14 protein-coding genes and 5 tRNA genes are annotated in these 23,346 nt (G+C 66.3%); 6 read left to right on the top strand and 13 right to left on the bottom strand.

What is annotated here, in order from left to right; genetic code table 11:
* Positions 1-2 precede the first annotated feature (2 nt).
* The 8 genes from secE to CKW06_RS04125 form a co-directional block, all read right to left on the bottom strand.
* Positions 3-416 carry a preprotein translocase subunit SecE gene (secE, locus tag CKW06_RS04160; protein WP_005408202.1) on the bottom strand — a complete coding sequence of 138 codons (414 nt, stop codon included), beginning with the start codon at positions 414-416 and terminating at the stop codon, positions 3-5.
* Positions 417-465: 49 nt separating this feature from the next.
* A tRNA-Trp gene (locus CKW06_RS04155) sits at positions 466-541 on the bottom strand.
* A gap of 103 nt (positions 542-644) precedes the next feature.
* On the bottom strand, positions 645-1,835 hold the full coding sequence (gene tuf, locus CKW06_RS04150) for an elongation factor Tu (protein ID WP_004154360.1): 1,191 nt from the start codon (positions 1,833-1,835) through the stop codon (positions 645-647).
* Positions 1,836-1,876: 41 nt separating this feature from the next.
* Positions 1,877-1,952: transfer RNA gene (locus tag CKW06_RS04145), tRNA-Thr, on the bottom strand.
* A gap of 49 nt (positions 1,953-2,001) precedes the next feature.
* A tRNA-Gly gene (locus CKW06_RS04140) sits at positions 2,002-2,075 on the bottom strand.
* A 24-nt stretch (positions 2,076-2,099) separates the two neighbouring features.
* Positions 2,100-2,185: transfer RNA gene (locus tag CKW06_RS04135), tRNA-Tyr, on the bottom strand.
* A 137-nt stretch (positions 2,186-2,322) separates the two neighbouring features.
* A complete protein-coding gene (locus CKW06_RS04130) occupies positions 2,323-3,339 on the bottom strand; it encodes an isoaspartyl peptidase/L-asparaginase family protein (protein WP_024957319.1) in 1,017 nt (338 codons plus the stop codon).
* Between the two features lie 105 nt (positions 3,340-3,444).
* A complete protein-coding gene (locus CKW06_RS04125; protein WP_005408200.1) occupies positions 3,445-4,464 on the bottom strand; it encodes a cyanophycinase in 1,020 nt (339 codons plus the stop codon).
* A 170-nt stretch (positions 4,465-4,634) separates the two neighbouring features.
* Here CKW06_RS04125 and CKW06_RS04120 point away from each other — a divergent pair, with 170 nt between their 5' ends.
* The 6 genes from CKW06_RS04120 (at position 4,635) to CKW06_RS04095 (ending at position 19,031) form a co-directional block, all read left to right on the top strand.
* Positions 4,635-7,373, top strand: coding sequence for a TonB-dependent receptor plug domain-containing protein (locus CKW06_RS04120; protein WP_024957320.1), 2,739 nt, complete (start codon positions 4,635-4,637; stop codon positions 7,371-7,373).
* Positions 7,374-7,535: 162 nt separating this feature from the next.
* Positions 7,536-10,307, top strand: coding sequence for a response regulator (locus CKW06_RS04115; protein WP_024957321.1), 2,772 nt, complete (start codon positions 7,536-7,538; stop codon positions 10,305-10,307).
* Positions 10,304-11,527: an EAL domain-containing response regulator gene (locus CKW06_RS04110; protein WP_024957322.1), complete on the top strand. Its 1,224-nt coding sequence runs from the start codon at positions 10,304-10,306 to the stop codon at positions 11,525-11,527. The genes CKW06_RS04115 and CKW06_RS04110 overlap by 4 nt, the downstream gene beginning before the upstream one ends.
* 123 nt (positions 11,528-11,650) lie before the next feature.
* Positions 11,651-14,878 (top strand): hybrid sensor histidine kinase/response regulator, encoded by a 3,228-nt coding sequence (locus tag CKW06_RS04105; protein ID WP_024957323.1) that lies wholly within the window; start codon positions 11,651-11,653, stop codon positions 14,876-14,878.
* On the top strand, positions 14,875-15,516 hold the full coding sequence (locus CKW06_RS04100; RefSeq protein WP_005408195.1) for a response regulator: 642 nt from the start codon (positions 14,875-14,877) through the stop codon (positions 15,514-15,516). The genes CKW06_RS04105 and CKW06_RS04100 overlap by 4 nt, the downstream gene beginning before the upstream one ends.
* A 263-nt stretch (positions 15,517-15,779) precedes the next feature.
* Positions 15,780-19,031 (top strand): autotransporter outer membrane beta-barrel domain-containing protein, encoded by a 3,252-nt coding sequence (locus tag CKW06_RS04095; protein WP_024957324.1) that lies wholly within the window; start codon positions 15,780-15,782, stop codon positions 19,029-19,031.
* A 504-nt stretch (positions 19,032-19,535) separates the two neighbouring features.
* On the opposite strand, the gene ychF is transcribed toward CKW06_RS04095, so the two are convergent.
* From ychF to CKW06_RS04070, 5 genes are all read right to left on the bottom strand, one after another.
* Positions 19,536-20,627 carry a redox-regulated ATPase YchF gene (ychF, locus tag CKW06_RS04090; RefSeq protein WP_005408193.1) on the bottom strand — a complete coding sequence of 364 codons (1,092 nt, stop codon included), beginning with the start codon at positions 20,625-20,627 and terminating at the stop codon, positions 19,536-19,538.
* A gap of 182 nt (positions 20,628-20,809) precedes the next feature.
* Positions 20,810-21,388, bottom strand: a complete 579-nt coding sequence (gene pth, locus CKW06_RS04085) for an aminoacyl-tRNA hydrolase (protein WP_005408192.1) — start codon at positions 21,386-21,388, stop codon at positions 20,810-20,812.
* 48 nt (positions 21,389-21,436) lie between these two features.
* Positions 21,437-22,054, bottom strand: a complete 618-nt coding sequence (locus CKW06_RS04080) for a 50S ribosomal protein L25/general stress protein Ctc (protein WP_005408191.1) — start codon at positions 22,052-22,054, stop codon at positions 21,437-21,439.
* A gap of 109 nt (positions 22,055-22,163) precedes the next feature.
* Positions 22,164-23,123, bottom strand: a complete 960-nt coding sequence (locus CKW06_RS04075) for a ribose-phosphate diphosphokinase (RefSeq protein ID WP_005415400.1) — start codon at positions 23,121-23,123, stop codon at positions 22,164-22,166.
* Positions 23,124-23,263: 140 nt separating this feature from the next.
* A tRNA-Gln gene (locus CKW06_RS04070) sits at positions 23,264-23,340 on the bottom strand.
* Between the last annotated feature and the right edge of the window lie 6 nt (positions 23,341-23,346).

The raw sequence follows: 23,346 nt of genomic DNA, 5'->3' as shown, positions 1-23,346 counted from the left end.
CCTTAGCGGCTCAGGAACAACTGAACCAGCCACTGAATGACGTAATCGAACCCACCCAGCAACAGACTGAGAATGGTCACCACCACCATCACGACCCAGGTCATGCGGATGGCTTCCTGGCGCGTCGGCCAGACCACCTTGCGCAGTTCGAAGCGCGACTCGGAGAGGAATTCGCGGGTGTCGCGCCCCTTGCCGGTCAGCATGAACACGCCGATACCGCCAACCAGACCGACCACGACCGCCAACGCACGCAGCTGACCCGCCCACGCACCCAGCTGGGTGGCGCGACCGGAGTCGGCGGAGAACCAGAACCAGACGAACAGACCGGCCAGCACCAGCAGCGATGCGGCGACGTACTTGACGATATCCCCGCCGTTGGCGGAGTTGTCCTTGGAGTGTTCGATCTTGCTATTCATCCGGCTGTGTCTGCTTTAGCGGCCCAGGCCGCTGGATAAGGTGGGCAGATGGCACGCCAGGAGGGACTCGAACCCCCAACCTGCGGTTTTGGAGACCGCTGCTCTGCCAATTGAGCTACTGGCGTACGTGTTGAAACTTGCCTTCCCTTAGACGGCGAAGGCGGACCGAGGTTCCCGGCCCGCCATTCGCGTAACCGGCGGCGCTATGCAACCACCGGTACTGCAGGCTTACTCGATGATCTTCGAGACCACGCCGGCGCCGACGGTACGGCCGCCTTCGCGGATGGCGAAGCGCAGGCCTTCGTCCATTGCCACCGGGTTGATCAGGGTGACGACCATCTTGACGTTGTCACCCGGCATCACCATTTCGACGCCTTCCGGCAGAGCAGCTGCGCCGGTGATGTCGGTGGTGCGGAAGTAGAACTGCGGACGGTAGCCGTTGAAGAACGGGGTGTGACGACCGCCCTCGTCCTTCGACAGGACGTAGACTTCGCCTTCGAACTTGGTGTGCGGCTTGATCGAACCCGGCTTGGCCAGGACCTGGCCACGCTCGACGTCGTCACGCTTGGTGCCGCGCAGCAGCAGGCCAGCGTTGTCGCCTGCCTGACCCTGGTCCAGCAGCTTGCGGAACATTTCAACGCCGGTCACGGTGGTCTTCTGCACCGGACGGATGCCGACGATTTCGATTTCGTCGCCAACCTTGATCACGCCGCGCTCGATACGACCGGTCACCACGGTGCCGCGGCCCGAGATCGAGAACACGTCTTCCACCGGCATCAGGAACGGCTTGTCGATCGCGCGCTCCGGCTCCGGAATCCAGCTGTCCAGGGCGTCGACCAGCTTCAGGATGGCCGGCACGCCGATGTCGCTCTGGTCGCCTTCCAGCGCCAGACGGGCCGAACCAGCGATGATCGGGGTGTCGTCGCCCGGGAAGTCGTACTTGCTCAGCAGCTCGCGCACTTCCATCTCGACCAGCTCGAGCAGCTCGGCGTCGTCCACCATGTCGGCCTTGTTCAGGAACACGACGATGTACGGCACGCCGACCTGACGCGACAGCAGGATGTGCTCGCGGGTCTGCGGCATCGGGCCGTCAGCGGCCGAGCACACCAGGATCGCGCCATCCATCTGGGCGGCACCGGTGATCATGTTCTTGACGTAGTCAGCATGGCCCGGGCAATCGACGTGGGCGTAGTGACGGACCGGGGATTCGTATTCGACGTGCGCGGTCGAGATCGTGATACCACGAGCCTTTTCTTCCGGAGCGGCGTCGATCGAGGAGTAGTCCTTGAACTCGCCACCGAAGCGCTCGGCACCGATCTTGGTCAGTGCGGCGGTCAGCGTGGTCTTGCCGTGGTCGACGTGACCGATGGTGCCGACGTTGACGTGCGGCTTGGTGCGCTCGAACTTACCCTTGGCCATGGCTGCTTATCTCGAATTCGTCTGAGAGGTGATGCTTAAGATGGTGCTCACGAAAGGAATCGAACCTTCGACCTCTTCCTTACCAAGGAAGTGCTCTACCGACTGAGCTACGTGAGCCGAGTTTTGCATTATGACATGAACTCGATAATATTCAAAGTTCATTCAATGGAGCGGGAGACGGGAATCGAACCCGCACCATCAGCTTGGAAGGCCGAGGTTCTACCATTGAACTACTCCCGCGCCGGGAATGTCACAACGTGAAACTGGTGGAGGGAGGTGGATTCGAACCACCGAAGGCGTAAGCCAGCAGATTTACAGTCTGCCCCCGTTGGCCGCTTGGGTATCCCTCCTTACCACCCCATTCCGTTGCCGCCGAAGCGTTGCGGTGTGTGGTGGTGAGCCGCTTATTCTGCTGATGGGACGGGGGGCTGTCAACGCTTTTTTCCATTTTTTTCACACGCTGTCGCAAACCCATTGATACGCAAGGTTATTGCCCGGGAACCGGCAGGGTCTCGTTGGCGAAAATTGCGACATGAGGGACGCCGTCGCCGCCGATCCAGCCCCGATACATGCCCTGGGTGTTGAACGGCGTGGCCATTTTTCCGTCTGCGCCGAGCACGATCGCACCGCCGTCGCCGCCCATCTGCGGAATCGTCTCGTTGATCACGCCCTTGCCGGCCTGCTCCGGGCTCTGCCCCTGGTAGCGCATGCGCGCGCAGATCTCGTGCGCGGCCGCAGTGCGGATGTAGTACTCGCCCCACCCGGTGCCGGACACCGCGCAGCGTGCGTCGGCCCAGGTGCCGGCACCGATGATCGGCGAGTCACCGACCCGGCCGTAACGCTTGTTGGTCATGCCCCCGGTGGAGGTGCCGGCGGCCAGATGTCCCTGCGCGTCCAATGCGACCGCACCAACGGTACCGAAGTGCTTTGCAGTCTCCAGGTCGGCATGCGCCTGGCCGCTGGCCTCTTCCTTCAGCGCGCGCTGCAGCTGCTGCCAGCGCTTCTCTGTACGGAAGTAGGAGGGATCGACCAGAGGAATGCCCTGCTCGGCCGCGAAGGCTTCGGCGCCCTGCCCGACCATCATCACGTGGCGGGATTTCTGCATCACGGTCTGCGCCAGCAGGATCGGGTTGCGCACCCGCTGCACGCCCGCCACCGCGCCCGCCGCCTGGTTCGCGCCATCCATGACCGCCGCATCCAGCTCGTTGTGGCCGTCGTGGGTGAACACTGCGCCCTTGCCGGCGTTGAAGGTGGGATCGTCCTCCAGCACGGTGATCGCGGCGGTGACTGCGGCCAGCGCGGGGCGCCCCGCCGCCAGTTCCGCATGACCCTTCAGCAGTGCCGCCCGCAGCGCGTCACGTGCGGCCTTTTCCTCGGCCGGCGACAGGTCCTTGCGCTCGACACCGGCGCCGCCGTGGATGACCAGCAGCGGTGAAGCGGCCGGTGCGGCCTGGGCAAGCATGGGCAGGGACAGCAGCGCAGACAGCGCCAGGCGCAGTTTCATCGGATACGTCTCCAGCAGTAACGGGGAATGGATTGCAGGGTAGTGCCGGCCGCTGGCCGGCGAGGGGCGCATCAGGGAATGTGGGTTGCCGGCAAGCGGCCGGCACTACCGAAGCGTGAACTCAAGCTCACCGTCGCTGACGTCGGCCACGGCCTGGTAGTCGGCCTCGGCCTGGACGTCATCCAGGCGCATGCGGCTGCCGCTGGCGACCACCGTTACCGGCACCGCGCGGAAGCGCAGCGGCTCGCCCTCGACCAGGCGGTCGGCATCGCGACCGGGGCTGACCACCCAGACCTTGCCCTCGCCATCAGCGCTGTAGACCTGCGCCTGGCCATCGGGCTCCACGCACAGGGCGGTGTCCTCGTCGACGCCGATGCCGACGATGTCGGGGTCGCCGCTGTCCTGTGCGGCGCGCGCCACGAACACGATCAGGCGACCGAGCCGGTCCCGCTTGTCGAAGTGGGTGTCGGTGACCACGCGCTGCAGGTAGGGCATCTGCAGGAAGCCGCTGTCCATGGTCACCGCGCTGCCCATCGGGTCCGCCAGGGCACCGGCAGAGGTGATGCTGCCGCCGTCCATCGCGCCGTAGGCATAGCCACCGAGGATGGCGAGCCCCGCACTGGTACCGGCAATCGGCTTGCCAGCGCGCACGTGGGCGTTCAGCGCGCGGTTGAGCGCAGTGCCCTTCCAGAAGCGGATGTAGCGCGACTGGTCACCACCGGCAATGAAGATGGCATCAGCTGCGGCAACCACGCGCAGCACGGCCGGATCGTCGGCGCCGCGGCGGCTGTCGAACACCAGCGTCTGCACTGCGGTGGTACCGCCGATCTCGCGGTACAGGCGGTCCTGCAGCTCATCACTGCCAGAAGCGCGCAGGATCAGCACGCGGCCATTGCCAGCCTGCTTCAGCCACCAGTGGAAGGCCTCCGGCACCCATTCGCCACCGCCCATCAGCATCATGGCCGGTGCGCGCGGACCGGGCCGGGGCGCGTCGAGATCGCCGGCTTCGTAGTAGGCGAAGCCCGGGCCCTGCAGGTCCTGCGCAAGGGCGACCAACGGCACGGCCAAGACCAGCAGCGCCAGCCAGGCGAAGGGGGCACGCAGGGTCCGATGGAGGCGTCGCATCTTGATCTCCCTGAACAAAATCGACTTGCAAGCGTTTCCACTCTTTGCCAGATAGGGACCCAGTAGTCAAGGACATGAAAAAGGCGTTAAATGCGCGCGCCCGTTCCGGAAATCTGAATGGGGGACAGGGCCCCTCCTCTGCGGGCCGGCTTCATTTCCGAGAATTCCTCATGCGTAGAAAGGCGATGGCGTGGTCGATCCAGCTGGCGTTGATGGGCGTGGCTGCTTCCGCGGCGGCCCAGGCACCGGCTTCCTCCTCGGTTCAACAACTGGATGCGGTGCAGGTCACCGGTTCGCGCATTCCGCGCGCCCAGGTGGAAGGCCCCGCCCCGATCACGGTGATCAACGCCGAACAGATCCGCTCCAGCGGCTTCACCAGCGTGCCGGACGTATTGCGTGCAATGACCCAGAACGGCGGTGAGACCCAGAGCCAGCAGTCTTCCAGCGGCGCCGACTTCTCGCCGGGCGCCCAGCAGGTGGACCTGCGCGGCCTGGGCCCGAACCACACGCTGGTGCTGGTCAATGGCCGCCGCATCGCCGACTTCCCGATGCCGTTCAAGGGCCGCAGCAACTTCACCGATGTCTCCAACATCCCGCTGGGGATGATCGAGCGCATCGAAGTGCTGACCGGCAGCGCCTCGGCCATCTACGGCTCGGACGCGATCGCCGGCGTGGTCAACTTCATCCTGAAGAAGAAGGCCGACAGCACCACGATCGACATGCGCATGGGCACCACCAGCGAAGGCGGTGGCGAGTCGTTCGACATGAGCCTGGCCAGCGGCTTCAGCCGCGGCAACTTCAACGCCGTGTACAGCGTCGAGCTGCAGTCGCAGACCCCGCTGTGGGCCTATGAGCGCGACATCCAGGATTCGACCCAGGACGGCCCCAGCGAGGGCTCGCGCATCGCCCGCCGCGCTTACCTGCGTACGGACTACAACGACGACTACCTGGATCCGGGCGCGGCCACCTGCGAAGCGCTGGCCGGGCAGAACCAGGGCAGCACCTACCGCGCCTACCGCCCGCGCTACGGCTACTACTGCGGCAGCGACAGCTCGATCGGCTACGGCACCATCCTCAGCAAGCGCCGCGGCGCCAATGGCTACGCCTCGCTGAGCTACGACTTCGACAACGGCCAGCAATGGTTCGCCGATGTGCAGCTGGGCTACCACACGATGTCGCTGATGCGCGACGTCACCAAGTGGGGCCGCATGGACGCCAATGGCGATGAGTCGGGCTATTTCAACAACCAGGCCACCGGCGAGATCGAGTTCTGGCAGCGCCAGTTCTCACCCGAGGAAATGGGGGGCCTGCGCAATGCGATGGTACGCAGCACGCAGAAGACCTTCAGCGTGACCACCGGCTTCAAAGGCAATCTGGCCGGCAACTGGGACTACGAAGCGGCGCTGAGCCATTCTCAGTACCAGTCGCGGATCAGCTGGGCGCAGATCATCGCCGCCAAGGCCAATGACCTGTTCCTGGGCCCGCAGCTGGGCGTGGACGACGACGGTTTCCCGATCTACAACGCGGACCCGTCGCGGCTGTACCGGCCGCTGACCCGCGCCGAGTACGATTCGATTGCCGCACGCACTACCTATTCGCCGAAGTCGCGCACCGAGACGGCTGCATTCACGCTGACCAATTCCGCGCTGTTCGGCCTGCCGGGCGGTGATGCCGGGTTCGCCGCGACCGTGGAAGTGGGCCAGCAGGCCTATGCGCTGAATCCCGATCCGCTGGCCACCCAGTACTACTACTACAGCTGGAAGGATTCGGACGGCCAGGGCTCGCGCAACCGCTGGGCGACCGCCGCCGAGCTGCGCATGCCGCTGCACGAGACGGTCAACCTGAGCGTGGCCGGCCGCTACGACCAGTACCGCTATTCCGGCAACACCATCGGTAAGGCGACCTGGAGCGGCGGTCTGGAATGGCGCCCGATCGACACGCTGCTGGTACGCGGTTCGTATGGCACCGCGTTCCGCGCGCCGGACCTGCACTACGTGTTCGCCGGACCGGGCAACGACGAGACCACCGCCGAAGACCTGTACAGCTGCCGCGCCGATGGCGCCAGCGACTGTTCCGACTACGAGCGCAACCTGATCCGCAGCCGCACCGGCAACCGCCAGCTCGACCCGGAAACCAGCACCTCGTGGAGTGCAGGCTTGGTCTGGTCGCCGGCGATCGGCCTGGACCTGTCGGTGGACTGGTTCGACATCGACATGCGCAAGCAGGTGCAGGACATGGATGTGCGCACCCTCCTGGCCAACGAAGCGAACTGCCGACTCGGCAGTGCCGACATCAATTCGCCGACCTGCGTGGACGCGCTCGACCGCATCACCCGTACCAGCGACGGCCGCCTGTACGGCGTGCGCGTGGCGCCGATCAACGTCGCCCGCGAGTCGACCTCCGGCATCGACGTCGGCCTGCGCTACCGCCTGCAGACCGGTATCGGCGACTTCATCCTCAATGGCACCCACACCTGGGTGAAGAAGCACGATTTCCAGCGCTACCCCGGCGATCCGACCCTGGACCAGTTCGCGGTCAACAGCGGATTCGACATCCCGCGCACCAAGACCAGCCTGAGCGTGACCTGGGAAAAGGACGCGTGGTCGGCCACGGTCTACGGTTCGCGCCTGGGCAAGCTGCCGACCTCGGACAACTACGACCAGTCGTTCGACTGGGAAAGCGGTGACAGCCCCTACGTGAAGGCGACCTACCGCTACAACGCCTCGGTGCAGTATCGCTTCGACGACCATTCGCGCCTGTCGCTGTCGCTGGTCAACGTGTTCAACAAGATGCCGCCGAAGGATGCCACCTACACCGCGTATCCCTACTACGACGTGTCCTGGTTCGACAGCGTCGGCCGTACCATCAACCTGCAGTACACCCGCAAGTTCGGTGGCAGCGCGCTGTAAGTGCCCGGCCAATGTCGGTACAGGAAACCCCCGCTTCGGCGGGGGTTCCTTTTTTTGCCACCTGAACGGTGCCCGCGTGCAGGCTCCGGGCCGGTCGGCCAGCCGGGGATTTTAGGAAACAGCTGATTCCGCGCCGTCCGCGCCGCTTCCTAGCATCGTTGCATGTTCCGCTTCCCCCGCCCTTCGCTGCAGAAGACAGTGCCATCGACCACCGCGTCGGTGCTGTTGCGCTGCCTGACCGTCTGTGTCTTCATCTGCCTGGCCGCCGCGGCCGGGTTCTACCTGCTCACGGCATTCACCGAGGACATCTCGACCCATCGCCGCGAGATGAATGCAGCGGCCTACAGGGCCCAGATCTATTTCGACCAGCGCGAAGCCCTGCTGCGCTACCTGGGCGATTCGGTGCTGGCCGGCCGCCCGGATGCGCCAGCTGCGGACAGCGAAGGGATGCGCCAGGTGCCGCTGGATGGTCCCGGTGGCCAGCCGGGACAACGGCTGCTGTTGTCAGCGCGTGCCGAGCGCACGCTGCAGGCGCTGCAGACGCACCTGCTGCTGGTCGATGCGCGGGGTGCGCATTGGCTGGCCGGCGACGCGGTCGACGTCGACCTGGCGCGCCTGCCGTCGCTGCGTGCACTGCAGGCGCGCAACGGCAGCCTCGAGGGCGCTGACCGGGTGTACTGGCTGCGCCCGGGTGACCGTGGCGTCGCACTGGCGCAGCCGGTGCAGTCCGGTCCCCATCCGGCGCAGTGGCTGGTACTGCTGCTTGATACAGATGCAGCGGCGGGCATGATCGATGGCCAGGGCATCGGCGGTTATGCGTTGCTCGACCGTTCTGGGCAGCCTGCATTGTCCAGCCAGGCGCCGCGGCTGGATCGCGCGGGCTGGACAATCCTGCGGGAACGCCAGGACGACAGCTTCGGTACGTTATGGAGCGGCGGCCTGCCGCGCGGCGTAGCGCTGGTGAAAAGTGTCGGCAATGACGGCTGGCGGTTGGTCTACCACCTGCCGCCGCAGCTGCTGCTGGGCGACCTGGCCGTGCCCCTGCTGGTCTGCGTGCTGTTGCTGCTGCTGGCCGGTGTTGCGCTGCGCCTGCTACGGCATCGCGTGGACCTGCAGCTGATCCAGCCGGCCCTGCAGCAGCACCGCCGCCTGCTGGAGAACCTGGACTTCAGTTCGACGGTGATCGACATGGCGCCGGTCGGCATCTGCGTCCTGCGCCGCAACGACCGCGCGCTGCTGCTGTCCAACCAGCTGCTGCGCGACTGGCTCGGCGAGGAAGGCGAACATAGCGACTGGCAGGCGCCATGGCGTGGACATGCCGGCGAGCGCGGGCGCGGACTGGAATTCACCACCCGCGACGGGCGCCAGCTGCAGGTGCTGCACGCGGCCTGCCGCTACCAGGGCGATGATGTGCTGCTATGCGTCTTCCATGATATTTCCCGACACCGCCAGGCACAGGCCGCACTGTCGTCGGCACGCCAGGCGGCCGATGCGGCCAACCAAGCCAAGAGCGCGTTCCTGGCCACCATGAGCCATGAAATCCGCACTCCGCTGTACGGCGTGCTGGGCACGCTGGAGCTGCTGGGGCACACCTCGCTGGACGCCCGGCAGTCGCAATACCTGCGCACCATCGAGAGTTCCTCGTCGGTCCTGCTGCAGTTGATCAGTGATGTGCTGGATGTGTCCAAGATCGAGTCAGGGCAGCTCAGCCTGGAGCCGGCTGCGTTCTCGCCGCGCGAGCTGACCGAGAGTGTGCTGCGCAGCTTCGCCGCGTCAGCCACCTGCAAGGGCCTGCAGATCCTGGTCTGCACCGATCCGCGCCTGCCGACGCGGGTGCTCGGTGATGCCGACCGCATCCGCCAGGTGCTGGGCAACCTGCTCAGCAACGCGATCAAGTTCACCGAGCATGGCCGGGTGGTGTTGCGCGTGCGCCAGGTACAGCGCGAAGGTGAATCGAGCGTGCTGGCCTGGCAGGTGACCGATACCGGCGTGGGTATTGCTGCGGAGGAACAGGCGCGGCTGTTCGAACCGTTCCGCCAGGTCCGCGGCGCGGCCAGCGCGCAGGGTACCGGCCTGGGCCTGTCCATCAGCGACCGTCTGGTGCGCTTGATGAGCGGCGAGCTGCAGGTGGTGAGCGAGCCGGGCCTGGGCAGCAGCTTCAGCGTCCGCCTGCCATTGCCGGTGCTGGCCGCTGCCGAGGATGGGCCCACATTGCTGCCGGAACCACCGATCCTGGTGCGCGGCCGCGACCGCGAGCTGGTCGACAGTGCCTGTGGCTGGCTGTGTCGCTGGGGTGCCAACGCGCAGCCCCTGCTTGGTGACCCGACGCTGCTGGACCATGACGGCGCGATCCTGATGGATGGCGAAGCAGCCACTCCGCTGGCATGGTCGGGCCCGCGCGTGGTGGCATCGATCGAGGGCGGTGACCAGCCGATCACTGCCGCCGATGGCAGCCTGGTCGTGACCCTGCATGGCATGACCGCGATCGGCAATGCGCTGGCCAACGTGCAGCAGCAACGTGCGGCGCAGCCGGAGACCACGCGCTTGGCACCGCCCGTGCCGCTGGGGCTGCGCGTGCTGGCGGTCGAGGACAACCCGATCAACCGGGTGATCCTGGCTGAGCAGCTGCGCACCCTCGGCTGCGACGTGGAGCTGGCACAGGATGGCATTGAAGCGCTGCAACGGTGCCGCGAGCAGTGCTTCGATCTGGTGGTGACCGACATCAACATGCCGCGCATGGACGGCCACGCGCTGGCCCGCGAGCTGCGCGATGACGGCAACCTGGTACCGGTGATCGGCGCCACCGCCAATGCCACCGCCGAAGAGCGCGAGCGCTGCCTGGCCAGTGGCATGCAGGGCTACCTCAGCAAACCTATCGACATCGCCCGCCTGCGCAAGGCACTCACCGCCCTGCGCCAAGGAGATCCCGCATGACCCAGCGTGTCCTGATCCTGGAAGACCAGCCCTTCCAGCGTGGTTTCCTGGCCAATCTTTTCGGCAGCCGCGTCGGCGTCCAGGTCGATGCCTGCGAAGACGTGGATGCCGCCATCGCACTGTGTGCCTGCCAGCCCTACGACCTGGTGGTCAGTGACCTGCTGATGCCCGGGCAGGACGGCATCCAGTTCATCCAGGCGCTGGCGGCGCAGCCACGCCCACCCCGCCTTGCCGTGGTCAGCGCGGCCCCGCGGCGGATGATGACCTCGGCACGGCTGATGGCCGAATCGCTGGGGCTGGAGGTGGTCGGCCTGCTGCCCAAGCCGGTGGCGGCCGCTGACGTGGACGCGCTGTTCGAGGCCCTGGCTCAGGCGCGTCCGGTCACCGGCAAGGCACCGTCAAGCGCGGCGGCGGCAGCCCCCGAACCGGATGCATCGCAGCTGCGCCAGGCCATGGCCGATGGCAGCCTGACGGCCTGGTTCCAACCGAAAAAGTCACTGCAGTCAGGGCGGGTCGTGGCGGCCGAGGCACTGGTGCGCTGGCGCCATCCGCAGCTGGGCACGCTGGCCGCTGGCAGCTTCCTCCCGGCGATCTGCCGATACGGGCTGGAGGGCGATCTGCTGCGGATGATGCTCAAGGCCAGCATCAGCGCGCAGGCACGATGGCGCATGCAAGGCTTCCGGGTACCGGTATCGATCAACCTGCCGCCTCATCTGCTGGAGCAGTCGGACCTGCCCGATGAGCTGCTGGCGCTGACCCTGGCCCACGGCGGTACCCCCGGTGAGTTGTGCTTCGAACTGATGGAAAACAGCACCACACGGCACGTCAGCGACTTCTATGCCGGTGCCTGCCGGCTGCGCATGAAGGGCTTCGGCCTGGCCCAGGATGATTTCGGGCAGGGCCTGAGTTCGGTCCACAACCTGGTCAATACCCCCTTCACGGAGGTCAAGATCGACCGCGCGCTGGTCAGTGGCTGCGCCCGTGACCCGGCCCTGCACCTGACCCTGTCGACGGTGATCGCGCTGGCCAACCAGCTGGGCCTGACCATTGTGGCCGAGGGCGTGGAAAGTGATGCCGACCTGGCCGCACTGCGGCAGCTGGGGTGCAGCCAGGTGCAGGGTTTCCTGATCTCGCAGGCGCTGCCCTCAGACGAGTTCACCCGCCTGCTGGACGAAGAAGCACCGCAACTGGATGAAAGATCGCGAGCCGCCCTGAGCTGACACGGATTCCACAGCGACTTCACAACATCATCAAGTCGCATTGACGATCCTGTCTGTGCAGTGGCGGCGGACTTTGCGCTGCCGCCACCGGTGCCTCTGTCCGCCCCCACCCTGAGACCCGCCATGCCGGCCGAGGCCGCCCCTGTTCGCCGACTCGCTCGCCGCTCACTGCGCGTCCACGCCCTGCTGATCGGCGTGGTGGTGCTGGCGACCCTGCAGGCCGGACTGCTGCTGTCGGCCGGCTCGCAGCTTTTGAACGAAGAGCGCAGCAAGATCGAGTACCACTTCCGCCGCCTGGACGGCACGCTTCGCGAGCAGGAGCGCTTCCTGCGCCAGTGGCGGCTGCACGATGTCGGCGCTCGAGGACAGCCGGTTGCCGATGCCAGCGTGGAACTGCAACGCGGCCCGTTGTTCGCCAACTTCGCGGCGATCGGGAGCGAGGGAGCCAGTCTTTCGCTACCGAACGAGCTGGGCGATCGTTTCCTGCGCTTCTACGGCACGTTCTGGTCGGCCTCGCACTACCCACCACCGCAATGCCTGCTGGTCGATGGCCAGGGCACGCGCGGGCTGCTGGCACCGGTGCAGATCGGCGTTACCGATGCGAGCCAGAACAGCCCGCATCACCTGCGCCCGGCGATCGCCGACATCCACCGGGTCATGGGCACGCGTCCGGCGCTGCAGCGCGGTGGCATCGTCTGGGTGAGCGTACCGTGGCGCGACCGGCAGACCCGTTTGCTGGCCATCGCGCATGCGCCGCAGGATGCACGCCTGTGGGGCGAGGACGACAAGGATTCACAGGCCGCGCTGGCCTGCCTGCTCGATCCGGGACGTGTCGATGACTACCGGCAGGTGCTGGGTGTTCCGGTGTTCCAGCGGCTGTCGCTGTTCGATACCGATGGCCAGCGCCTGCTGGGCGATGCAGCAGACGCCAGTGACGCTGGCACCTCCTGGAAGGCCGGCCTTGCAGGCCTGCAGTTCCGCATGCGCAGCGAGCGCGGCTGGCTGGCGGTGTACCACGTCAGCTGGCGGCAGGTGTTCCAGCACCCACAGGGGCCCTTGCTCGGCGCGACCGTGGTGGCGCTGCTGCTGGCGTTGGGTGGCACGCTGCTGCTGCGCGCGTATCGGCGTTCGGTCATCGAACCACTGCGCAGCAACCACGCGCGCCTGCTGGAAAGCGAGGCCTTCAGCCGCACCATCCTGGACAACGCGCCGATCGGGCTGTGCCTGCTGCGCCGTACCGATGGCAATGTGCTGCTGGACAACACCCTCGCCCGCCGCTGGCTGGGCGAAGACCACCACAGCGGAGGCTGGCATGGCCCTTGGCGGCGCAGCGTGCTGGCCGCTGGAGGCACCACGCTCGGCGATGGGCTGGCCTACACCACGCCCGAAGGCCGCCACCTGCTGGTGACCGCGACGCCGGCGCGCTATCGCGGCGAGCCGGCGGTGCTGTGTCTGTTCATCGATCTCAGCAGCCAGCATGAAGCCGAACAGGTGCTGCAGCAGGCGCGCCGTGCCGCCGACCAGGCCAACCGGGCCAAGAGCCAGTTCCTGGCCACCATGAGCCATGAAATCCGCACGCCGCTGTACGGCGTGCTCGGCACCCTCGAACTGCTCGGACTCACACCACTGGATGCGCGGCAGCAGGACTATCTGGCGACGATCCAGCGTTCGTCCTCGACCCTGATGCAGCTGATCAGCGACATCCTCGACGTCAGCAAGGCCGAGGCCGGGCAACTGAGCCTGGAGCCCAGCCCGTTCGATCCGGTGCGACTGACCGAGGATGCGCTCGACTCGTATGCTGCCGCGGCCGCCAACAAGGGGCTGCGGTTCTACGCCTGCATCGATGCCGACGTGCCACCCGTGGTGTGCGGTGATGCCGCGCGGATCCGCCAGGTCCTCAACAACCTGATCAGCAACGCACTGAAGTTCACCGACAGCGGGCGCGTGGTGGTGCGCGTTTCGGCACGCTGGCAGGAGCAACGCTGCTGGCTGCAGTGGCAGGTCGCCGATACCGGTATCGGCATTGCCAGCGAACACCAGGCGCACCTGTTCGAGCCGTTCTTCCAGGCCAACCCGGGCACCGATGCGATGCGCGGCACCGGCCTGGGGCTGGCCATCTGCGCGCATCTTGTGGCGTTGATGGAAGGCCAGCTGCGTGTGGTCAGCGAGAGCGGCCTGGGCAGCAGCTTCAGCGTCGAACTGCCGCTGCCACCGGCGCCGGCGGATCCGCAGCAATCCCCTGCGCCGCAGCTGCCTGCGGGCCTGCAGGTCCAGGTACGGGGCAGCGTGCGCGAGCTGGTGCAATCGCTGTGCGAACGCCTGCAGCAGCGTGGTGCACAGGCCAGCGTGTACCGGGAAGACAGCACGGCAGACTTGCCATCGCCCACCGTGCTGCTCGACCTGGTCCTTGACGACCCGCTGCCCCGGTGGGCCGGTGGACCGCGTGTGGTCGCCTGCCGCGAAGGCGGCGTGCGCCCCCGGCACATTGATGGCTTCTGGCAGGTTGGCCTGCACCGGTTCGATGCGATCGTGCTCGCGTTGGCCGCGGCCAGTGGCCAGCCACTGGCGGCGAGCGCCGAAGGGCGCCTGCCGGCGACGCGTCGTTTCGGCCTGCAGGTGCTGGTGGCCGAGGACAACCCGATCAACCAGGCGATCCTGCGCGACCAGCTGGAACAGCTCGGCTGCCGTGCCGTGGTCGCCAGCGATGGCAATGAAGCGCTGGGCTACTGGCAGCAGGGCGCGTTCGCGCTGGTGCTGACCGACCTGAACATGCCCGGGATGGATGGCTATGGCCTGGCGCGCGCCTTGCGGGCGCGCGGTGTCAGCGTGCCGATCCACGGAGCCACCGCCAACGCCGATCCGGCCGAACGCCAACGCTGCCAGGAATCGGGCATGCAGGGCGTGCTGGTCAAGCCGATCACGCTGGAAGCGCTGCAACGCCTGCTGATCCGGATCACCCAGGGCGATGTGGCGGTTTCCGCGCCGCCGCAAAGTCCTGTATCCACCGATACGCGCGATGATGATCCGCCGCTGCAGGTTCCCGCAAGAATGCAGGCATTGTTCGTGCAGACCATGCAGGCTGACCTGGACAGCCTGCGCCAGTCGATTGCCACCGCCGATCCCGCGCGCGTGGTGCAGGTACTGCATCGCATCCGCGGCGCACTGGTCATCGTCGGCGCACCTGCGCTGGTGGACAGCGGCCTGCAGATCGAACAGGGCCTCGCAGGCGGCGATGACCTGGTCACCCAGGAGGCTCCGCTTGCCGGCTTCCAGCGACGCCTCGAACAGCTGCTGCATCCGCTGCTCGGCGCGGTATCTCCTTCCTCATCTGACGACCCGAACCCGCCATGACCACACGGATCCTCATCGCCGACGACCACCCGATCGTGCTTGCCGGCATCCGCGACGTACTGGCCGGGGAGCTGGACCTCGAGGTCGTGGGCGAAGCGGCCGACCCGGCGACGCTGATCGAGCTGATGACCCGGACCCGGCCACAGGCGGTGATCACCGACTACAGCATGCCAGGGGGCGACCGCTTCGGGGACGGCATCAAGCTGATCTCGTTCCTGCGCCGCAGCTTCCCGGAGACGCGCCTGCTGGTGCTGACGATGGTGTCCAACCCGTCGTTGGTTGCGGCGATGTATGCCGCTGGTGCCGGCGGCGTGGTGCTCAAGAGCCATGGATTGGGCAGCCTGGTACAGGCCCTGCGCGTGGTGCTGGCCGACCGCGTCTACCGGCCCCCGGGCCTGCTGCCGGTAGCGGCGAGCGAGCCGGCCGATGCCGATGCGGTGCGTGCGCGGCTGTCGCCGCGCGAGCTGGAAGTGATCCGGCTGTTCACCGGCGGCATGAGCGTGGGCGACATTGCACGCCAGCTGCAGCGCAGCGCCAAGACGGTCAGCACGCAGAAGATCAGCGCGATGCGCAAGCTGGGCGTGGACAGTGATCAGGCGCTGATCGAGTACTGCCTGCAGGCCTCGTTGTTCGCCTGAGGTCCACTCCAGGCTGAACCCTGCAGCCCCTGTACAAGGGCCTGCACCGGCTTTAGGAAACGCCTGATTCCATAGGACAGCGCCGATTTCTAGGCTGGACGCATCCCGCCTTGGTGCGCCTGCCGGCAGTAGCTGCGCCGCCCTGGGGGACGGAAGTCCGATGGCGCCTGCAGCTGCCATCGCGTGTGGCTTCCGCAGCGACGCGGCACTGCCGCGCCAGTTCGCGCAGCCGTGCTGCGCCCTGCCACAGGAAGTCCAACAGAATGTACGCCTCCCCCACACGGTACCGCCGTGCGCCCGGGCGCGCGCGCCTCGCGCCTGCCCCCCTCCTTCCCAGCCTGCTGGCCACCGCCCTGTGGGCGGCGCTGCCGGTCCACGCTGCCGATCTGACCGGGCCGCTGAAGGTCATCAATGGCCAGACCCTGCAGCTGGGTGCGAGCGATACCCTGCTGCACTCCATGGGCGGCTTCGCCCTGGACGTGAACGGAGCCGGCAGCACGGCAACGCTCGATGGCACGCGCGTCGATGTCACCGGCGGCGGCAGCGCAATCCAGGCCTCCGCAGGCGGCAGTGTTCTTGTACAGGGAGGTCGCATACAGCTTGGCAATGGAAGTTCAGGCGTCGGTTATGCGCTCAACGCAACCGGCATCGGCAGTGTCATCCACGCCAGCAACCTGGTCATCAATGCCTATCGCAACAGTTCCGGCTACGGCACGGTCAACGCCACCAACGGCGGCAAGATATGGCTCGATGGCGGCAGTGTAAGCAGCGATGGTCATGCCCTGTATTCCAGCGGACGTGGAAGCGAGCTGCATGTATCGGGTACCACGATCAGCAACGGTGCCGGCCGCGCCATCTATGCCGACGGCGGCGCACTGCTTTCGTTGGAATCACTGGCGATGACGTTCGCGCAGGCGACCAACGGTTCCAGCGGCCGCCTGTCCGCAAGCGGCAGCGGAAGCGTGTTGTCGCTGCGCGACGTGGATGTCATCAATGGCTACTTCGACATTGACAACGGGGGGATCCTCCGCATCACCGGGGGCACCGCCACCGCCAACGGCAGCAGCATCCGACTGATGGGAAACCGGACCAGTCGAACGTTCGCCACAGCGGAAATCACCAATGCCCGCTTTGAAAGCACCGGCGGCTACGGCGTCAACGTCAACAGCTGGGGCAAGTTGACCGCCGAGGGCGCGCACTTCACCGTGCGCGATGGCAATTCCGGGATCTGGCTGTCCGGTGCCGATTCGCTGGCGGACCTGAGCAACACTGTGATCAGCACCTTTGGTGACAACGGGTATGGCCACGGTGTGGACGTATGGGGTGGCACCGTGACGATCGCCGGTGGCAGCATTGATACCCATGGCGATGGCGTCTACGGCCTGCGCGCTTCCGGCAGCAACCCTCCAACGCCCTACTCCCGGATCCGTGCCAGGAATCTCGACATTGCGACCTACGGTGCGGTGTCCGGTGGTGTGTTCCTGGGCGGCAGTACCGCGGACATACAGCTGGACGGCGGCTCGATCACCACCCATGGCGCAGCCTCGTTCGGCATCGTGCAGATGAACACTGCAAAGCTCACTGCGGACGCCCTGCACATCCAGGCGCTGGGAACGAACTCGGGCGCCTATCGTTCCTACATCACCGTATTTGGTCCCTACTGGGATCGGCTGGTGTTCAACGACAGCCAGATCGAGACCCTGGACGGCCCTGCGTTGTGGCTGCAGGGAAGCAACCACGAACTGACACTCAACAATACCGCCGTTGTCGCCCGTCAGGGAGGTGACCTGGTTGGCGGCCGACTGCTGAGGGTCAGCGATACCGTGTTCACTGATGGCAGCTCGGTGGCAACGTCCGAGATCCGCTTCACCGCGGACAACAGCCGCCTGAGCGGCGACGTGATCGTCGACAGCGCGACCGCGGATGTTCGCATGGTGCTGCGCGACGGCACTTCCTTCAGCGGTGCCCTGCGCAATGACTCCGGCTACCAGGTCGCACAACTGGCGCTGGATGACAGCAGCCAGTGGAACGTGCGTTCCAGTTCCAGCGTCGGTACGCTCGAACACGCCGGCACCATCGCTTTCGATGCGCCGGCGGCCGGCGATTTCAAGACCGTTACCGTCAGCGGCGACTACGTGGGCAACGGTGGCCAGTGGATCTTCAACCGCGCGCTGGGCGACGACACTTCGCTGGGCGATCAGCTGGTGATCAACGGCAACAGCAGCGGCACTGCCAACGTGAGCGTGCGCAACGCCGGCGGCGCCGGTGCATTGACCCAGGAGGGCATCCGCCTGATCACCGTGGCTGGCCAGTCGGATGCACAGTTCAGCCTGCAGGGGCGCGCGGTCGCCGGTACCTACGACTACTTCCTGTTCAAGGGCGGCGTGTCGACCCCGGATGATGGCAACTGGTACCTGCGTTCGGAATACGCGCCGCCGGTCGATCCACCGGAGCCACCGATTGATCCGCCGCAGCCACCAGATCCCCCGGTCGATCCGCCGTCGCCGCCGGAACCGCCGGTCGATCCACCATTGCCGCCGGAGCCGCCGATCGATCCGCCGCGCCCGCAGGTGGAACGCCCGGAACCGGCGGCCTACCTGGCCAACCGCAGCGCCGCGCTGGGCATGTTCCGGCACAGCCTGCACGACCGCGCCGGTGATCCCGCCGCCGAAGCGGGCGTCAGCGGCGACGCCGTGGCCTGGATGCATCTTCGCAGCGCGCAGCCCGACAGCCACGACCGCAACCGCCAGGTCCAGGTCGATGGGCAGATCAGCAGCGTGCTGGTCGGCGTCGGCCGCCGTTTCGAGGTGGGTGGCACGGGCGAACTGCAGGCAGGTGCGATGCTCGGCCACGGCCGTGCGCGCAATGACAGCCGATCGCAGGTGACCGGCTACACGGCGCGTGGCGTGGTCACCGGCACCAGCGTGGGCGCCTTTGCCACCTGGCTGCAGGATGCACGCATGCAGGGCGGCGCCTATGTGGATGGTTGGCTGCAGTACGGCCGCTTCCGCAACAGCGTGCAGGGCGAAGGCCTGCAGAAGGAGCGCTATGACGCCCGCAACTGGAGTGCGTCGGCCGAAGCCGGCTATGTGCTCCCCCTGCGGCGCACCGCGCAGCGCGGCATCTACCTGGAACCGCAGCTGCAGGTGGTTCATAGCCGCTATGACAGCGACCGCGTGGTCGAGGCCAACGGCACGGTGGTCGAGGACCGCGGCGGTAGCGAGACCAGCAGCCGCCTCGGCCTGCGCCTGTACAGCCGCGGGTTGAGCCCGGCGCAGGGCCAGGTGCACCCGTACGTGGCGGTGAACTGGTGGTCCGGCGGCAATGGCGCAGGCCTGGCGATGGACGGCGAGCGCCTGCAGCGGCAGCTGCCGCGCGACATCTACGAAGCCAAGGCCGGTGTGCAGGTGAATCTGTCCGGCGGTTGGCGAGGCTGGGGTGAATTGAGCCGGCAGAGCGGTGGCATGGGCTTCCGCGATATCAGTGCGCAGATGGGCGTGTCGTACACCTGGTGATGCGGGAAGTGCCCGGCAAGGGAGTGCCGGGCGCTTTTTCCACATGCCGCGTGGAAAGCGATGGGGGTTAGGTGTGGACAAGTGCCTGCGAACCGCATGGAGCAAGCGTTTCAGGACGTGGCTATTTTTTATCCATGCCTCTTCGCGGTTTTCCACACCCCTCGTGGAGAGTGGTTGGGATTTGATGTGGACAAGTAGGTGGGAGTGTTGCTGCGCAAGCGCTTCGAAGCGTGGTCAAAATTTGTCCACGCTGCACGATCGAGGCAGGTAGCGCCGAGCCCGCGCTCTGCTCACGTCCATCGCAGCCGTGCATCGGCTCGGCGCTGCATCAGGTTCGCCGGTTTTCCACACTCGACGTGGAAAGCGATGGGAGTTTGCTGTGGACAAGTACCGGCGAACATCACACCGCAAGCGTTTCGCAGCGTGGTGTTTTTTTGTCCATCGCCGGAAACGCGAACGCCCCGCACAGGGCGGGGCGTCCGGGGTCGATCCGATGCCGCTGGATCAGACGTTGAAGCGGAAGTGCAGGATGTCGCCTTCCTGCACGCGGTATTCCTTGCCTTCCAGACGCAGGCGACCGGCTTCCTTGGCGCCGGCTTCGCCCTTGTACTTGATGAAGTCGTCATACGCGATGGTTTCGGCGCGGATGAAACCCTTCTCGAAGTCGGTGTGGATGACTGCGGCAGCCTGCGGGGCGGTGGCGCCCTTGCGTACGGTCCACGCGCGGACTTCCTTCACGCCAGCGGTGAAGTAGGTCTGCAGGCCGAGCAGGCTGTAGGCCGCGTTGATCACGCGGTTCAGGCCCGGCTCGCTCAGGCCCAGGTCGGCCAGGAAGGTATCGCGGTCTTCGTCATCGAGCTGGGACAGCTCTTCTTCGATCGCGGCCGACACCGGCACCACCTGCGCGCCTTCGGCGGCAGCATGCGCACGCACGGCTTCCAGGTGCGGGTTGTTCTCGAAGCCGTCTTCCAGCACGTTGGCGATGTACATCACCGGCTTCAGGGTCAGCAGGAACAGGTCGCGCACCAGCGCCTTCTCTTCCTCGTCCAGGCCGACCGAGCGACCGGCCTTGCCGTCCGACAGCGCAGCCTGCAGCTTGGCCAGCACCGGCTTGCGCGCCGCTGCGTCCTTGTCGCCGCCCTTGGCCGCACGCTCGGCACGGTTCAGCGCCTTCTCGACACTGTCCAGGTCAGCCAGCGCCAGCTCGGTGTCGATGGTTTCGATGTCCGAGATCGGATCGACCTTGCCAGCCACGTGCACGATGTCGCCGTGCTCGAAGCAGCGCACCACGTGGGTGATCGCGTCGACTTCGCGGATGTGCGCCAGGAACTTGTTGCCCAGGCCTTCACCGCTGGCGGCACCGGCCACCAGGCCGGCGATGTCGACGAACTCGACCGCGGTCGGGATGACCTTCTGAGGGTTGATGATGCCCGCCAGCTCGTTCAGGCGCGGGTCCGGCACCGGCACGATGCCGACGTTCGGCTCGATGGTGCAGAACGGGAAGTTCGCCGCGGCGATACCCGCCTTGGTCAGCGCATTGAACAGGGTCGACTTGCCGACGTTGGGCAGGCCGACGATGCCGCATTTGATACCCATGGGTGACAGCTCTCTGGGGTGAAAGTGATTGGGGAAACAGCGGCCTGGGCGCTGCTTTTCCAATCATTCTCCGTACCGACCAACGGTCGGTACCTACCGGATTGGTTGGTTCCGTACCGACCAACGGCCGGTACCTAGCGGATTGGATGGTTCCACACCGACCAACGGTCGGTACCTACAGCTTACTTCGGGGTGTGCAGCCGCTTCATCGCTTCGCTGAAATCGCCCTGTACCGCCAGCGGCATCACGTCGATCGCATCATCGATGGCGCGCGCGATCAGCACGTCGTCCTCCTTGGACGGGCGCCCCAGCACCCAACCCACTACGCGGTCCTTGTGGCCGGGATGGCCGATGCCCACGCGCAGGCGATGGAACTTGCCGTGGCCGAGCAGGCGGATGGTGTCGCGCAGGCCGTTCTGGCCGCCGTGGCCACCGTCGAACTTCAGCCGCGCCACGCCGGGCGCCAGGTCCAGTTCGTCGTGTGCGAGCAGGGTTTCTTCCGGTTCGATCTTCCAGAACCGCTGTGCGGCGGTGACCGACTTGCCGCTGAGGTTCATGAAGGTGGCGGGCTTGAGCAGCCACACCGTCTGTCCGGCGATCTCGACCTTGGCGGTCTCACCGAACAGCTTGCTGTCCACATTCCATCGCGCACCGGCTTTCTCCGCCAGGGCCTCAACGAAATGAAACCCGGCATTGTGCCGGGTCCGGGCGTGTTCCGATCCGGGATTGCCCAGACCGACGATCAGTCGCAGTCCTGCCATGGTTCCTTCCAGTACGGTGCCTGCCCGGAGGCAGGCACCGTAACGGTATTACTCGGCGGCAGCCGCTTCTTCGTCAGCCTCGTCGGCCTTGCCGGCCTTGGCGGTGACGATGGCGTCGTCGTGGTCCTTGCCCAGCGCCAGGGCCGGGATTTCCACGCCCTTCGGCAGCTTGATGTCGGACAGGTACACCACGTCACCGGCCTTCAGCTCGCCCAGGTCGACTTCGATCGACTCCGGCAGGTCCTTCGGCAGGCAGGTGATGGTCACTTCCTTCAGTTCGTGGGTGACCACGACGTCGGCAGCCTTGCCGGCCGGCGAGGTGTCTTCGTTGACGAAGTGCAGCGGGACCGAAGCGGTCAGGGCTTCGTTCTCGTTCACGCGCTGGAAGTCCAGGTGCATGATCAGCTGCTTGTACGGGTGGCGCTGCATGTCACGCAGCAGGACCTTCTGCACCTGGCCATCCAGGTTCAGGTCCAGGATCGAGGCATAGAACCACTCGTTCTGCTGGGCCAGCCAGATTTCGTTGTGGTCCAGGCTGATGGCGACCGGCTCGGCGTTGCCGCCGTACACGATGGCCGGGATCACACCGGCGTGACGCAGGCGGCGGCTCGCACCCTTACGCTGCAGTTCACGCTTGGTGACCTTGATTTCATGGGTCTTCGACATTTTCGACTACTCAGGTTGTTGCCGCGCCCTGCGGCGTGGCGGTTGAAGATGCTTCCGCGACCAGAAGCATCCGGGTATGCCCCCGCCGTTGCCGGCAGGGGCGAAAAACTCAGTCGACGTACAGCGAGCTGACCGACTCGCCGAAGGCGATGCGACGCATCGTTTCGGCCAGCATTTCCGCCACGCTCAGCTGGCGGATCTTGCTGCACACCCGCGCCGCGTCCTTCAGCGGGATGGTGTCGGTCACCACCAGCTCGTCGAGCTGGGAATTGGTGATGTTGTCCACCGCCGGGCCCGACAGCACCGCGTGGGTGCAGTAGGCGGCGACCTTGAGCGCACCGCGCGCCTTCAGGGCAGCAGCAGCGGCGCACAGGGTGCCGGCGGTGTCGACGATGTCATCGACCATCACGCAGGTCTTGCCTTCGACGTCACCGATGATGTTCATCACGGTGGAGACGTTGGCGCGCGGGCGGCGCTTGTCGATGATCGCCAGGTCGGCGTCATCCAGGCGCTTGGCCACGGCACGGGCGCGGACCACGCCGCCCACGTCCGGCGACACGACGATCAGGTTCTCGGTGCCGTAGGCGCGCCAGATGTCGGCCAGCAGCAGCGGGGACGCATACACGTTGTCCACCGGAATATCGAAGAAGCCCTGGATCTGGTCGGCGTGCAGGTCGACGGTCAGCACGCGATCAGCGCCAGCGGTGCTGAACATCTTCGCCGCCAGCTTGGCGGTGATCGGCACGCGCGAGGAACGCATGCGGCGATCCTGGCGCGAGTAGCCGAAGTACGGCACCACGGCGGTCACGCTGGCCACCGATGCGCGCTTGAGCGCGTCGATCAGCACCAGCAGTTCCATCAGGTTTTCCGCGCTCGGCGCGCAGGTCGGCTGGATCACGAACACGTCCTGCTTGCGGACGTTCTCTTCGATCTCCACCTGCACTTCACCATCGGAGAAGTGCGAGACCAGCGCCTTGCCCGGGCGAACCCCCAGTTCCTTGCAGATGTTCTGCGCCAGACGTTTGTTGGCGTTGCCGGAAAAGACCAGCAGGTTCGGGGACTCTTGCATCATGATTGTCTCGGGCGGGGACGAGTGGCGGGGATCCGGAGTCGGCAAGGACCCCGATGGACCCTTGCTGCTGACAACACCGCGGTTGTTTCCACGTCCCGCGCGGGCGATGCGCTGGAAGGCGCGGACACAGCCGCTATTGGCAGGGGCGGTAGGATTCGAACCTACGAATGCCAGGATCAAAACCTGGTGCCTTGGGCCTCTTGGCGACGCCCCTGCATTG

It is taken from the genome of Stenotrophomonas maltophilia, from assembly GCF_900186865.1.
Lineage (GTDB): Bacteria > Pseudomonadota > Gammaproteobacteria > Xanthomonadales > Xanthomonadaceae > Stenotrophomonas > Stenotrophomonas maltophilia.
The sequence above is the reverse complement of the archived record's forward strand: the minus strand, read 5'-3'. Positions and strand labels throughout refer to the sequence as shown.

What these genes read in the sequence shown, in the direction of transcription:
- CKW06_RS04100 (WP_005408195.1), top strand. Translation starts at nt 14,875, where the DNA reads ATGACCACACGGATCCTCATCGCCGACGACCACCCGATCGTGCTTGCC.
- CKW06_RS04125 (WP_005408200.1), bottom strand. Translation starts at nt 4,464, where the DNA reads ATGCGACGCCTCCATCGGACCCTGCGTGCCCCCTTCGCCTGGCTGGCG.
- CKW06_RS04110 (WP_024957322.1), top strand. Translation starts at nt 10,304, where the DNA reads ATGACCCAGCGTGTCCTGATCCTGGAAGACCAGCCCTTCCAGCGTGGT.
- CKW06_RS04120 (WP_024957320.1), top strand. Translation starts at nt 4,635, where the DNA reads ATGCGTAGAAAGGCGATGGCGTGGTCGATCCAGCTGGCGTTGATGGGC.
- CKW06_RS04105 (WP_024957323.1), top strand. Translation starts at nt 11,651, where the DNA reads ATGCCGGCCGAGGCCGCCCCTGTTCGCCGACTCGCTCGCCGCTCACTG.
- secE (WP_005408202.1), bottom strand. Translation starts at nt 416, where the DNA reads ATGAATAGCAAGATCGAACACTCCAAGGACAACTCCGCCAACGGCGGG.
- pth (WP_005408192.1), bottom strand. Translation starts at nt 21,388, where the DNA reads ATGGCAGGACTGCGACTGATCGTCGGTCTGGGCAATCCCGGATCGGAA.
- CKW06_RS04130 (WP_024957319.1), bottom strand. Translation starts at nt 3,339, where the DNA reads ATGAAACTGCGCCTGGCGCTGTCTGCGCTGCTGTCCCTGCCCATGCTT.
- CKW06_RS04115 (WP_024957321.1), top strand. Translation starts at nt 7,536, where the DNA reads ATGTTCCGCTTCCCCCGCCCTTCGCTGCAGAAGACAGTGCCATCGACC.
- ychF (WP_005408193.1), bottom strand. Translation starts at nt 20,627, where the DNA reads ATGGGTATCAAATGCGGCATCGTCGGCCTGCCCAACGTCGGCAAGTCG.
- CKW06_RS04075 (WP_005415400.1), bottom strand. Translation starts at nt 23,123, where the DNA reads ATGCAAGAGTCCCCGAACCTGCTGGTCTTTTCCGGCAACGCCAACAAA.
- CKW06_RS04080 (WP_005408191.1), bottom strand. Translation starts at nt 22,054, where the DNA reads ATGTCGAAGACCCATGAAATCAAGGTCACCAAGCGTGAACTGCAGCGT.
- CKW06_RS04095 (WP_024957324.1), top strand. Translation starts at nt 15,780, where the DNA reads ATGTACGCCTCCCCCACACGGTACCGCCGTGCGCCCGGGCGCGCGCGC.
- tuf (WP_004154360.1), bottom strand. Translation starts at nt 1,835, where the DNA reads ATGGCCAAGGGTAAGTTCGAGCGCACCAAGCCGCACGTCAACGTCGGC.